This is a genomic window from Plantibacter sp. 2H11-2 (genome assembly GCF_050031945.1).
Lineage (GTDB): Bacteria > Actinomycetota > Actinomycetes > Actinomycetales > Microbacteriaceae > Plantibacter > Plantibacter auratus.
The window spans coordinates 224,064-237,037 of the sequence record NZ_JBNBBL010000005.1 but is presented as its reverse complement, the minus strand read 5'-3'; the positions used below and the strand labels follow the sequence as shown (position 1 = coordinate 237,037).

At 70.2% G+C, this 12,974-nt stretch carries 10 protein-coding genes; 4 read left to right on the top strand and 6 right to left on the bottom strand.

All coding sequences use genetic code 11. The features are described from left to right. Positions 1–20: 20 nt before the first annotated feature. Entirely contained in the window at positions 21–506 is a 486-nt protein-coding gene (locus tag ACQG07_RS12260) for an NUDIX hydrolase (protein WP_124768689.1), read from the bottom strand. A gap of 65 nt (positions 507–571) precedes the next feature. Between ACQG07_RS12260 and ACQG07_RS12255 the strand changes: the two genes are divergently transcribed. Beyond that, positions 572–1,186 (top strand): antibiotic biosynthesis monooxygenase, encoded by a 615-nt coding sequence (locus ACQG07_RS12255; RefSeq protein WP_274499406.1) that lies wholly within the window; start codon positions 572–574, stop codon positions 1,184–1,186. A 28-nt stretch (positions 1,187–1,214) separates the two neighbouring features. Here ACQG07_RS12255 and ACQG07_RS12250 read toward each other — a convergent pair whose 3' ends face one another. Further along, entirely contained in the window at positions 1,215–2,183 is a 969-nt protein-coding gene (locus ACQG07_RS12250; RefSeq protein ID WP_426738423.1) for an AraC family transcriptional regulator, read from the bottom strand. A gap of 99 nt (positions 2,184–2,282) precedes the next feature. On the opposite strand from ACQG07_RS12250, the gene ACQG07_RS12245 reads away from it, so the two are divergent. Continuing rightward, the gene (locus ACQG07_RS12245) at positions 2,283–2,765 is read left to right on the top strand and encodes a hypothetical protein (protein WP_064294230.1); all 483 of its coding nucleotides are present in this window, start codon (positions 2,283–2,285) and stop codon (positions 2,763–2,765) included. Positions 2,766–2,811: 46 nt separating this feature from the next. Here the strand turns inward: ACQG07_RS12245 and ACQG07_RS12240 are convergent, their stop codons facing one another. Then, positions 2,812–3,564 carry an IclR family transcriptional regulator gene (locus ACQG07_RS12240; protein ID WP_079705092.1) on the bottom strand — a complete coding sequence of 251 codons (753 nt, stop codon included), beginning with the start codon at positions 3,562–3,564 and terminating at the stop codon, positions 2,812–2,814. Between the two features lie 117 nt (positions 3,565–3,681). On the opposite strand from ACQG07_RS12240, the gene hutH reads away from it, so the two are divergent. Next, the gene (gene hutH / locus ACQG07_RS12235; protein ID WP_426738422.1) at positions 3,682–5,298 is read left to right on the top strand and encodes a histidine ammonia-lyase; all 1,617 of its coding nucleotides are present in this window, start codon (positions 3,682–3,684) and stop codon (positions 5,296–5,298) included. Between the two features lie 107 nt (positions 5,299–5,405). On the opposite strand, the gene ACQG07_RS12230 is transcribed toward hutH, so the two are convergent. Both ACQG07_RS12230 and ACQG07_RS12225 read right to left on the bottom strand, forming a co-directional pair. After that, on the bottom strand, positions 5,406–9,242 hold the full coding sequence (locus ACQG07_RS12230) for an efflux RND transporter permease subunit (protein WP_426738421.1): 3,837 nt from the start codon (positions 9,240–9,242) through the stop codon (positions 5,406–5,408). Positions 9,243–9,386: 144 nt separating this feature from the next. Further along, positions 9,387–10,829: a PLP-dependent aminotransferase family protein gene (locus ACQG07_RS12225; RefSeq protein WP_159877738.1), complete on the bottom strand. Its 1,443-nt coding sequence runs from the start codon at positions 10,827–10,829 to the stop codon at positions 9,387–9,389. Positions 10,830–10,892: 63 nt separating this feature from the next. Between ACQG07_RS12225 and ACQG07_RS12220 the strand changes: the two genes are divergently transcribed. Further along, the gene (locus tag ACQG07_RS12220) at positions 10,893–11,558 is read left to right on the top strand and encodes a YczE/YyaS/YitT family protein (protein ID WP_064294226.1); all 666 of its coding nucleotides are present in this window, start codon (positions 10,893–10,895) and stop codon (positions 11,556–11,558) included. A gap of 86 nt (positions 11,559–11,644) precedes the next feature. Here ACQG07_RS12220 and ACQG07_RS12215 read toward each other — a convergent pair whose 3' ends face one another. After that, entirely contained in the window at positions 11,645–12,967 is a 1,323-nt protein-coding gene (locus ACQG07_RS12215; protein WP_086474609.1) for a cation:dicarboxylate symporter family transporter, read from the bottom strand. Positions 12,968–12,974: the final 7 nt, after the last annotated feature.

Here is a 12,974-nt window from a genome sequence, read left to right as displayed (position 1 = left end):
CGCGGGCAGGTGGAGGGACGTCAGCGGGTGAAGCGGGCCTCGCGCTCGTCGGAGGCGGCGAGCGCTATCCGGGTGCGGAAGTTCTGCGAGACCTGCTCGGGCAGGGCATCGAGCGGGAACCACCGCGCCTCGGAGTTCTCGCCGTCAGCCGGATACGGCTCGCCCGACTCGTAGCGGCATCGGAACACGAGGTCGATGTACTGCGTGACGTCGCCGTTGTCGTAGACGTTCTGCGGGAGCACCTGCACCTGGGCGAGACGCTCGGCGACGGCGACCACGGCCGCCTCCTCGAGGACCTCGCGCTCCGCCGCGACCGCGGGCTCCTCGCCCGGGTCGATGATGCCGGTGACCGGCGTCCACGCCCCGTTGTCCTGTCGCCGGACGAGCAGGACCTCCGCCTCGGGCGTCCCGAGACCGCGCAGGACGACGGCGGTCACCCCCGTCAACCAGAGGGGCGCGTGCCCGATCCGCTCGCGGAGGGCCAGTACGAAGTCAGGAGTCGCCATGCCTCGACTCTACGGGGGCCACAGCGGGACACGAGATCGAAACACGAGTGCGGTCTACTGGGCGCATGGAACACGATCCCATCACCGTCTCGATCGAGCGACGCGTCAACCCGGCGTCGATCTCCGAGGCCACCATCTGGGTCCAGGCGGGCATCAACCTGGCGAACCGATACCCCGGCTTCCTCGGCTCCGGCTGGGTGCGCGCCGGCGCCGAGAGCGACGTCTGGTACATGCTCTACCGCTTCGCGGACGAACAGACGCTCACCGACTGGGAGGAGTCGAAGGAACGCGCCTGGTGGCTCTCGAGCGGCCGCGAGTTCATGGAGCAGTCCCGCGTCGAACGGCGCAGCGGGATCGAAGGGTGGTTCGACGCACCCGACGGCATCCTCCGCGTCGAGGAGGCCGAGCTCTCCGGCGACCCGGATCCGATCCCACCGGCACCGCCGCGCTGGAAGCAGGCGGTGAGCATCTGGTTGGGCTTCTTCCCGCTCAACCTCGTCTTCACCCTCCTCGTCACGGCGCTCGTGCCCGGTTGGGAACCGCTCGGCGTGTTCCTCCATGTGCTCATCTCGACGCTCATCCTGACGCCGATCATGACCTACTGGCTCCTGCCACTCGTGACGAGGCTGCTGCGGCCCTGGTTGACGGCTCCGCGACGAACCGGGCGCACCGCAGGCTGATCCGGCGCACTCGGACGGCGCTGCGACCTCAGACGTCCTCCGCCTTGGTCTGCTCTCGGAACTGGCTCGGGCTGAGACCGGTATGCGCGACGACCGCTCGACGGAGGTGCGCCTGCGAGTGGTAGCCGCAGCGGGCCGCGACCTCGGCGATCGACAGGCCCCGGTGGTCGGGGTCCGAGAGGAGGGCGAGCGCGAGCTGCACCCGCCGCTCGGCGATCTCGCCGGCGGCGCTCGTGCCCGAGCCTTCGAACACCCGTTGCAGGGACCTGGTCGACATGTTGAAGCGACGCGCCAGCGTCTCCGGTCGCAGCTCCCGCTCGGCGAAGGACGCGGCGATGTGCTCGATGATCCGGAGCCGGAGCGGAACCCGGCCGGCCTCACCCTCGGCCCGGAAGAGGTCGTTCTCCGCGTAGAGCGTCGCGAGCATCGTGTCGATCACGCGGCAGAGTCTGAGCTGTGCGGCGCCGCCGATCGGTTCGAACGCGGAGATGACCTCCACGAGGAACGCGGCGCTCCCCCGCAACAGGGGCGACGGCGCCAAGGGGCCGAGGGCGCTCGTCGGGGCGATGCCGAGGCGGCGAAGCGCACGCATCGGCACGAACACGTACAGATAGGTCGCGTGGTCGTGGATCGTCGTCCGATACGTCTCGGCGCCCTCCGTGAGCGTTCCGGTCCCGGGGAGCAGGTCGAGTTGCTGTCGTCCGTGGACCAGGCTGGCCGCACCCTCGATGAGCATCACGATCGTCGCGACCGGTTCATCGAGCCCGTAGGCGTCGGCGACGACGTCGAAGGTCCCGGACCCGACCGTGTTGCGATGGAGGACGTACTCGCCGAGCGTGATCGAGTCCACGGTCATCGAGAACCGATCGGGGTCCACCTCCACGAATCGCAGTGCGCCCGACGCCTCCTGCATCCCGGTCGCACCCTCGAACCGTCGTGTGGTCACGCGGCCGCGCGCAGGGAACCGACCGGACAGGCCATCATCAGGTGCGGGCATCATCGGACCCTTCGAAGAGTTCATCCACCCTCGCACAGGGTTCCGTCCGAATCGAGGGGTTGCCAGCCGCATCGCACGGTGGTCGGCGATACTGGACTGATGATCTCCGCTGACCTCGCCCGAGCGCTCCGCACCGCCGGCCTGCGCTGGACCCCCGAACCCGGCGACCGCTTCACCATCGACGGCGGCGAGCTCGCCGGCGACGTGTTCACGGTGAGCGAGATGACCGTCGAGGTGCACGAGCACCCGGGTGGCCGCAGCTTCGGCTTCAACGGCACGACCGAGTGGGCGTTGGACTCCGTCGACCAGGAGGAGACGCTCTGGCTGCCGTCGGAGCACCAGCTGCGCGCTCTGCTGCGCGGCTCGTTCCGGTCGCTCGAACGCGCGGTCTCCCCGGCTGCGCCGACCGACGGTGAGCCGACCCTCGACGACGAACTCGACGTCCTCCTGTCGTTGGGCGACGCCGAGGCGTACACCGTCGTGGTCGAGCTCGGCGGCGAACTGCGACGGTTCAGCGCCGCGACGGCGCCCGACGCGTATGCGACCGCACTGCTCGAGCTCATCCTGCGCTCGGTCGCCTGACCACGGTTCCGGAGCCGCCGCACCGCCCGCCCGCTCCGCCGAGCGCTCAGCGACCCCGGATCCGCCGCGACAGCTCGGCCGCCGCCGGGTGGATCTCGCGGGCCAACCACGCCGGGTCGAGCCCGGCATCGGCGTCGTAAGTGACCGCGATCGCCGCCGCCGGCCACCCCGTGTGGTCACGGACGACCACCCCGACACTCGCGAGACCGAGCGTCACCCCGCCGGCCTCGCGCGCATACCCGTCCTGCGTCGTCTGGGCGAGGACCTGGCGGAGTTCGCGGTACCGCTTCGGCCCGTGGCCGGTGCGGTCGACGAACGCCGCCTGGTCGGGGAACAGGGCGCGCAGCTGGCCGGCCGGGAGCGCGGCGAGGATCGCGCAGCCGCTGGCGGTCAGGTGAGCCGGGAGGCGCACACCGACGTCGGTGACGAGGTGCGGCCGACGCGGTGCCCGCTCGTCGACGATGTAGAGCACGTCCCGGCCGTGCAGCACGGCGAGATGCGCGCTCTCGCCCACCCGGTCGACCAGCTCGGCGAGCAACGGGCGCCCGAGCATGCTGAGCGGCTCCTGGCGCGCGTACCCGCCGGAGAGTTCGAAGGCGGCGACCCCGAGCCCGTAGCGACGGGCTTCGGGCAGGTGGACCACGAAGCCGTGTTCCTGCAGCACGCTGAGGAGGTGGTAGACCGTCGATCTCGGCAGGTCGAGTGCCGAGGCGATCGCCGCGGCCGGAAGCGGGCCGCGGGCGCCGGCGAGATGGCTCAGCACGCGCAGGGTGGCGTCGGCTGCCGGGACCTGACTCACCGTTGACCTCGTCTCCGCGGCTCGGACACGGCCGCCTGGTCGTCCATGTCTGTCATCCCAGACACGGACGACTCTACGCGCACCGCCGCGGTGGGCGCCCGGGTGTTCCATCGGAACATGGACATCCAGCCCGGCGCGATCCCGACCACCAGCGACCCGACGACCTCCGGTCGCTCGTATTCCGAACCCGCCGGCCCGACCTCGGTCTCCCTCGGCGCCGGGCCGCTGTCGATCGACGAGGTCGTCGCCGTCGCCCGGCACGGCGCACGGATCGACCTCGACGGCGCGGCCCTCGACGGTGTCGCCGCATCACGTCGGATCATCGAGGCGCTCGCCTCCGACCCCGAGCCCCACTACGGGATCTCGACCGGGTTCGGTGCGCTCGCGACCACGTTCATCGAGCCGACGCGCCGCGCGCAGCTGCAGGCGAGTCTCGTCCGCTCGCACGCCGCCGGCAGCGGCGAGGTCGTCGAGCGGGAGGTCGTGCGTTCCCTCATGACGCTGCGCCTCTCGACGCTCATGACGGGCCGCACCGGGGTGCGGGTGGAGACGGTCCGCGCCTACGCGGCGATGCTGAACGCCGACATCACCCCGGTCGTGCGCGAGTACGGGTCGCTCGGCTGCTCCGGCGACCTCGCACCCCTCGCGCACTGCGCGCTGGCGGTGATGGGCGAGGGCGAGGTGACCGATGCGTCCGGGCGCACGCGCTCCGCTGCGGAGGCGCTCGCGGACGCCGGCCTCCAGCCGGTACAGCTCGCCGAGAAGGAGGGGCTCGCCCTCATCAACGGCACCGATGGCATGCTGGGGATGCTCGCGCTCGCCGTGGACGATCTGCGGATGCTCTTGCGCACCGCCGACGTCGCCGCGGCGATGAGCGTCGAGGGCCTGCTCGGCACGGACGCCGTGTTCGCCGCAGACCTGCAGGCCCTGCGCCCGCAGGCGGGTCAGGCCGAGAGCGCCGCGAACCTGCGGTTACTGCTGGAGGGCTCCCCGATCGTCGCGAGCCACCGGGGCCCTGAATGCACCCGGGTGCAGGACGCCTACTCACTGCGCTGCGCCCCGCAAGTGCACGGTGCAGCCAGGGACACCGTCGACCACGCCGCGATGGTCGCCGAGCGGGAGCTCGCGAGTGCCGTCGACAACCCGGTGCTCACGCCGGACGGGCGGGTCGAGTCGAACGGGAACTTCCACGGCGCCCCGGTCGCCTACGTGCTCGACTTCCTCGCGATCGCCGTCGCCGATGTCGCGTCCATGTCGGAGCGCCGCACCGACCGCTTCCTGGACCGGAGCCGGAGCAACGGCCTCCCGCCGTTCCTCGCGCACGAGGTGGGTGTCGACTCGGGCCTCATGATCGCCCAGTACACGGCGGCCGGCATCGTGAGTGAACTGAAACGGCTGGCGCACCCGGCGTCCGTCGACTCGATCCCGTCCTCCGCGATGCAGGAGGACCACGTCTCGATGGGCTGGGCGGCGGCGCGGAAGCTCCGTCGGGCGATCGACGGTCTCGGCCGCGTGCTGGCGATCGAGGTCATGACGGCGGCCCGTGGCCTCGACCTGCGCAGCCCGCTCGAGCCGGCCGTCGGCACCGGGGCGGTGCTCCGCCGGGTGCGTGAGCAGGTCACGGGTCCCGGACCCGACCGGTTCCTCTCCCCCGAGATCGAGGCGGTCGCCGCGCTGGTGCAGTCGGGCGAGGTTGTGCGGGCGGTCACCGGCGCGGTCGGCGATCTCCGCTGAATCGGGCGTCACACGACGAAGCCCTCGGGCGCCGGTGACGGCGTTCCCGAGGGCTTCGTGTCGAGGGGCTCGAACCTCAGCTCATCGACCGAGCGGGAGGTGGTCGATCACGGCCACTGCGCGCGGCGGCGCTTCGGCCGTTCGGTGCCCGAAGACGGCTCAGTCCCGGGTGCCGGGTCGGCATCGGGCTTCGGCTCAGCGTCAGGCGTCGGCTGGGTGTCGCTCGTCGGGCTGGAGTCAGCAGGGAGCTCGGACTTCTCCGCCGCCTCAGCCTCTCCGGCCGGCTCCGTCTCCAGGATCGGCTCGGGCTCGGCGACCGGCTCAGCCGTCGCTTCCGGCTCAGGCTGCACCGCAGGGGCTGCGTGCTCGCCGGAATGAGCGACCTCGTCCGCAGGGCCTTCGGAGACCGCGTCGGGAAGGGTGATCGCCTCGGTGCGCGGCAGCTCGTCACCCGTCGCCACATGCGCCCCGTGCACCTCGTGGGCTTCGTGCGCAGCCGGGCGCGTCATCGGTCGATCCGCCGCCGGCTCAGTCGGCGCAACGACCGGCGGCTCGGGTGCGGCATCCGCCGGTTCCGCGTCAGCGGGAGTGGCGCCATCTGGAGCCGCGTCCACCGGAGCCACGTCCGCCGAGGCCGACGGAACGGATGCGTCAGGCACGCTCGGCGCGGTTGCAGCGCTTCCGCCACCGGCGCCGACGAGGACCGGCTCCTCCGCGGGGACAGTCGCGGCCCGCGGCCCCTCGATCGCGGCGACCGTGCGCGCCGTCGGCTTCGGCTCGGCTGCAGCCCGCCGCTGCTCGCGACGTTCGCGGAACCCCTCGACGAGGTTGTAGAGGGTGGGGAGCACGACGAGCGTCAGGATGGTCGAGGAGACGAGCCCGCCGATGACGACGATCGCGAGCGGCTGCGAGATGAAACCACCGTGTCCGGTGATGCCGAGTGCCATCGGGGTGAGGGCGAAGATCGTCGCGAGCGCCGTCATGAGGATCGGACGGAGCCGGCGTGCGGCACCGTGCTCGACGGCCTCGATCACCGTCATGCCGCGGCGCCGGTACTGGTTCACGAGGTCGACAAGCACGATCGCGTTCGTCACGACGATACCGATGAGCATCAGCACGCCGATGAGCGACGGTACGCCGAGCGGCACGCCGGTGATGATCTGGAGCCCGATCGCGCCGGTCGCGGCGAACGGTACCGACACCAGCAGCAGGAGCGGCTGCCGCAGCGAACGGAAGGTCGCGACCATGATGACGTAGACGATGAGGATCGCGGCGAGGAGCGCGAGGCCCAGCTGTCCGAACGCGTCGCTCTGCGATGCCGTGACACCCCCGAGGGTCGCCGTGGTGCCGGCGGGCAGCTTGACGTCGTCGATCGCCGTCTGCACCTCGGCGCTGGCGGTACCGAGGTTGTCGCTGCCCGGAGTCGCGCTGATCGTGGCTGAGCGCAGCCCCTTGACGGTCGAGATCGTCGCGGGTCCGTCGACCTGCGAGACCGTCGCGAGGGTGTCGAGGCGTCTCGGGCCGGTGGCCGTCGGGACCTCCGTCGCCGCGAGGGCGTCGACGGTGGTCGGCGGGTCCTGGGCGTCGACGTAGATGGTGAGCGTGGTGTCGTCGATGACGATGGATCCCACCGTCGTCGGCTGCATGAGCTGCGAGACGTACGCACCGAGCGCGACCTCGCTGAACCCTGCTGCGGCGGCGGCGTCGCGGTCGACGGCCACCTGGACGTAGGGCCGCGATTCGCTGAGGTTGCTCGTGACCTGGTCGATGCCGTCGAGGCCGGTGACGGCCTGCTTGATAGCGTCGGCGGCCTTCGCTAGATCGCTCTGCCGTGCGGAGGTGATGTCGATCTCGATGTCGCTCGACCCGCCGAAGCCCGCGGACGCGGCGACCTCGATCTCGCCGACGTCGTCGAGCCCGGACAGGTCCTTGCGGACCGTCTTCTGGAGTGCCGTCTGGTCGGCGTCTTCGCTCGTCGTGATCGAGTAGGTGATGGCTCCGCCACCGCCGCCCGAGAACGCGTCGCGCAACGAGCTTCCGCTCGACCCGATCGAGAGCTGGACGGTGTCGATGCCGTCGATGTCGCGCAGCTTCGTCTCGACCTGCTTCGCCGCCGCGTCCTGGGCGTCGAGGCTCGTGCCGACCGGCAGGGTCTGCGTGACCGTGAGGGTGTTCTGGCCGGAGTCACCGAGGAAGTTGGTCTTCATGAACGGCGTCAGCGCGAAGGTGCCGACGAGCACGAGCACCGAGAGCAGCAGGGTGGTGACCGAGTGCTTGAGGGTCCAGTGGATGATCGGGAGGTAGGCCTTCTGGAGCCGTGACGGCTTCTCGAGGTCGTCTTCGTCCTGCACGCTGACCCGGCGCTCGCGTCGGCTCCGGACCGGTCCGCTCGTCGCGTCGGAGGGCGCTTCCTCCGCTGCGGCTGCGGCTGCGAGGCGCTGGGCCTTCGGGGCGCGGAGGAACCAGTAGGCGAGCACGGGCACGATGGTGAGCGCGACGAGGAGCGACGCGAGCAGCGCGATCGTGACGGTGAGGGCGAAGGGTCGGAAGAGTTCTCCGGTGACGTCGCCGACGAACGCGATGGGCAGGAACACGGCCACCGTGGTGATGGTCGAGGCGGTGATCGCGCCCGCGACCTCCTGGACGGCGCTCAGGATCGACCCGGCGCGCTGTGCACCCGTGCGGTTGTCGCCGAACGAGAGGTGTCGCTTGATGTTCTCGATGACCACGATCGAGTCGTCGACCACGCGCCCGATGGCGATCGTCAGCGCGCCCAGCGTGAGGATGTTGAGCGAGTACTCGGCGACCTGGAGACCGATGAAGGTGATGAGCACGGACGTCGGGATGGAGATCGCCGTCACCAGCGTGGCCCGGACGTCGAGGAGGAACACGAGGATGATCAGCACCGCGAAGACGAGGCCGAGCAGGCCTTCCGTCGTCAGTGCCTCGATGGACTGCTCGATGTAGGGCGCCTGATCGAAGACGACGGTGAGCTTGGCGTCGGAGCCGATGGTCCGCTCGAGCTCGGGAAGGATGTCGCGCACGCCCTGCGAGACCTCGACGGTGTTCGCCGCGGGCAGTTTCGTGACGGCGATGGTGAGCGCCGGCTCGCCGTCGACGCGCGAGATCGACGTGATCGGGTCGTCGCTCAGGGCGACCGTCGCGACGTCGCCGATGGTCAGGACGGAGCCGTCGGCGGCGAAGGCGCCCGTGATCGGCAGGGCGGCGATGTCGTCGACCGAGGTGAGCTTGGTGCCAGTCTGCACGGAGAACGTCTTGTCGCCTTCGGTGATGTCGCCCGCGGGCTGCAGGGAGCCGTTCTGCTGCAGCGTCGTCCCGATGACCCGGCTGGTCTGCCCCGCGAGGGCCAGTTTGGCGTCGTCGGGGGTGATCGTGACCCGTTTGCCCACCTCGCCGACGATCGCCGCGTCGCGGACGCCGTCGACGTCCTTGATGTCGGGGACCACGGAGCTCGAGAGCACCTCGGCCAGGGAGTCCTGGTCGGCCGCGCCGGATACGGCGATCTGGATGACCGGGAGGTCGTCGATGCTGCCGCTGACCACCTGCGGGTCGACGGTGTCGGGCAGGGTCGACTTGATGCGGTTGATCGCCTGGGTGATCTTCTGCTCGGCGGTGGCGAGGTCCGTGCCGTAGGTGAAGGTCGCGCTGATGAGGCTCGAGTTCGTGCTCGACGTCGCCGAGGTGGACTCGATACCGGGCACGCCCTGGATCGCGGTCTCGATCGGGGTCGAGACGTCGTCGTTGACGACCTCGGGTGCCGCACCCGGGTAGCTCGTGACGATCGCGAGCTGCGGGAACTGGACCGACGGGATGAGCTCCTGCTTGAGGCCGCCCACCGCCAGGACGCCGAACACGGCGGCCACGATGGTGACGAGCGCGATCAACGCGCGGTTCTTCATGCTGAGGACGGAGAGCAGGTGCACGGAGCCGCTTTCGGTTGTTGCGAGAGGTGCGGACGCTGTAATTATGTCACCGCACACCCGTCCGACGGCGGTCTCGCGCGGAGGCTGGACACGGCACGCTCGAGCACTGCGTGTGGAGCGGTGTCACGCTCGTCGGCGACGAGGTCAGACGACGTCTTCGAGGTAGTCCAGAGCCGGCACGTGCCCGAACATCGCGGAGTGCCAGGTCTGCGTCAGCAGCTCGACCGCCTGCTCGGTCTGGGCCCACGGATAGCTGATCGGGATGCGAAGGTAGCGCTCGAACGCCCCGTCGATCCCGAACCGTGGCCCGGCGACGATCACGAGCCCGTGGCTGCGAGCCGCGAGCGAGAGCTGCGATGACGCGGCCTCGCCGAGGTTCACCCAGGTGGCGATCCCACCGTCGACCCGCGGCACGGTCCACTCGGGAAGGCGGTCGGCCAGGAGGTCGACGAGCCGGTCGCGGGTCTCGCCGAGCGCGACACCGCGCCGGGCGACGATGCCGTCCATCGCCGGCATCAATTGCTGGACGGTCAGCTGGTCGAGGATCGGCGTGCCGAGGTCGCCCAGCGAGCGTGCCGAGACGAGCTTCCTGATCGTGCCGCGCTCGGCCCGGATCCACCCGATGCGGAGGCCTCCCCAGATCGTCTTGCCCACCGAGCCGATCGTGATGATCGACGCCGGCGCGCCCTGGAGTGCGGCGAACGGGGTGCCGTCGAGGCCCTCGTCCGTCGGCCGGTCGATGTCGAGCTCGGCCGTGGTCTCGTCGATCACGAGCACCGTCCCGTGCCGCTCGGCGGCTGCGGCGACCCGTCGGCGGGTCTCGAGCGGCATCGACGCCCCGGTCGGGTTGTGGAAGTCCGGCATGAGGTACGCCATCGCGGGGCTCGTGCGCTCGAACCACTGCTCGAGTTCGCGGACGTCCCAGCCGGTCTCCGAGGAGACGGTCGCGGCGCCGAGCCTGGCCCCGGCCGCCCGGAGCGCCTCATAGGCGTGGGGATAGCTCGGCATCTCGACGAGGACGCGGTCACCTCGGCTGAGCAGGGTGCGCGCGATGAGGGCGATCGCGTGTTGGGCCCCCACGGTCACCATGATCTCGTCGGGGTCGGTGGGCAGCCCGCGCGCGGTGTAGCGGTCGGCGATGGCCTGCCGCAGCTCGGGCATGCCGACGAGGTCGTAGTCGAAGTCGTGCATGTACCGCGGCAGTTCTGCGGCGGCGGTGGCCACGGCGTCGATGATCTCGGGGCACGGCGGGACGGCCGCCTTGCTGAAGTCGAGGAACCCGCCCTGTGGCACGGGAGCCAGCGCAGTGGGCGCCGACGGCAGGAGGGTGACACTGCCCGAACCGCGGATGCTGCGGAGGTAGCCGGCCTCGCGCAGTTCGCGGTACGCCGCGGTGACCGTGGTGCGGCTCAGCGCGAGCCGATCGGCCAGTTCCCGCTCGGCCGGCAGACGGGTGCCGACCGGGATGCGTCCGTCGAGGACGAGGAGTCGGATGCGGTCGGCGAGACCGCGGTATGCGGGCGCAGCGGTCTTCCACTGCCCGAGCAGGGCGGCGAGCGATCGGGCACTCAGGGTGATGGAAGCCATTGAACCACGATACCCAGATTGGCCTCTAGCGCCAAAGCCAATCGTGCAATTGGATTGTCCACCATGACCCGTCGTGTGCTCCAACTCCTCATCGGCCTTTTCCTCTACGGCATCGCCATTGCGATGATCGTGCGCGGTGCGGTCGGCGTCGCCCCGTGGGACGTCCTCACCCAGGGACTCAACCTGCGGACCGGCCTGAGCTTCGGACTCATCACGATCATCGTCGGCGGGCTCGTGCTCCTCGCCTGGATCCCGCTCAAGCAGCGGCCGGGCGTCGGTACCGTCCTGAACGTCCTCCTCGTGGGGCCCTCGGCCGACATCGGGCTGGCGTTCATCCCCGCGGACCTCGACCTGTGGGCGCGCATCCTGCTGTTCGCCGGCGGACTGCTCCTCCTCGGCGTCGCCTCGGGCCTCTACATCGGCGGCAACTTCGGCCCCGGCCCGCGAGACGGCCTCATGACCGGCATCCACCGCGTCACCGGGTGGCCGATCTGGGTCGGGCGCACGGGTGTGGAGCTCGTGGTCCTCGGCATCGGGTGGCTACTCGGCGGGAACGTCGGCATCGGAACGGTGGTCTTCGCCGTGCTCATCGGCCCGATCTGCGGCTACACGATCCCGTTGTTCCGGATCGCTCCGCGGACGGAACACTCGACCACCGCCGTGGACGAGGCTGTGCTCGAGGGCGACACCCCGCCCTCGAAGCCGATCGTCGACTCCCCGGCCAACTGAAGCGCCCTTCGACAGGCTCAGGGTCCGGGAGCGACAGACTCAGGGACCGGATGTCCGGTCCCTGAGTCTGTCGAAGGGCCGATCCCTCAGGGCTTCGCCACCGCCACTGCGCCCGTGTGGTCGTCGACGCTCATCGTCGCCTCGTCGAACCGCGAGCGACCGGAGAGGACCTCGCCGACCTGCACCCGGTCGACCTCCTTCACCCACGTGCCGATGATGATCGTGGCGACCGCGTTGCCGGTGAAGTTCGTGAGCGCACGCGCCTCCGACATGAAGCGGTCGATGCCGACGATGAGGCCGACACCGTCGACGAGGTCGGGTCGGTTGGCCTGCAGGCCGCCGGCGAGGGTCGCGAGACCGGCGCCGGTGACGCCCGCGGCGCCCTTCGACGCGATGATCATGAACACGAGGAGCGAGATCTGCTCCCCGAGGTTCATCGGGACGCCCATGACGTCGGCGATGAAGATCGACGCCATGGTGAGGTAGATCGCGGTGCCGTCGAGGTTGAAGGAGTAGCCCGTCGGGACGGTGATGCCGACGACCGGCTTGGAGACACCGAGGTGCTCCATCTTCGCGATGAGTCGCGGCAGCGCGGCCTCGGAGGAGGAGGTGCCGACGATGAGGAGGTACTCGCGGCCGAGGTACTTCATGAGCTTGAAGATGTTGAAGCCCGTGGCGAGGCGCAAGACCCCGCCGAGCACGACGACGATGAACAACGCGCAGGTGATGTAGAACGCGATCATGAGCGTGGCGAGCCCGACGAGCGCGCTCGCGCCGGCGGACCCGGTCACGGCGGCGATCGCACCGAAGGCACCGATCGGCGCGATCCACATGATCATCGCGAGCACCCGGAACACGAGCGCCTGGATGAGCTTGATGCCGCGCAGGATCGGTTCACCCGTCGTCCCCATCTTCTGCAGGCCGAAGCCGACGAGCAGGGCGACGAAGAGGACCTGCAGGATGTTGCCGCCGGTCAGCGAGGACACGAGCGTCGTGGGGATGATGCCGAGGATGAACTCGGTCGTGCTCTTGGCCTCCCCCTCCACCTGGTAGCTCGTCTCGGCGAGGTTCAAGCCGGCGCCCGGCTGGATGAGGTTGCCGACGACGAGGCCGATCGCGAGGGCGAAGGTCGACATCACGATGAAGTACAGCAGCGCGAGCCCGCCGACCTTGCCGACGGTCGCGGCCTTCGCGATCGACCCGACGCCGATCACGATGGTGCAGAAGATGACCGGGGCGATCATCATCTTGATCAGCGCCACGAAGGCGTCGCCGATGGGTTTGAGTCCCTTCGCGAACTCCGGGGCGGCGAGTCCGACGACGATGCCGGCGAGCACCGCGACGATCACCGCGAGGTAGAGGTAGTGGGTCTTGTCCAGCCGTTTCAGGGAGGAGAGCGTCATTGCCATTCCGGAT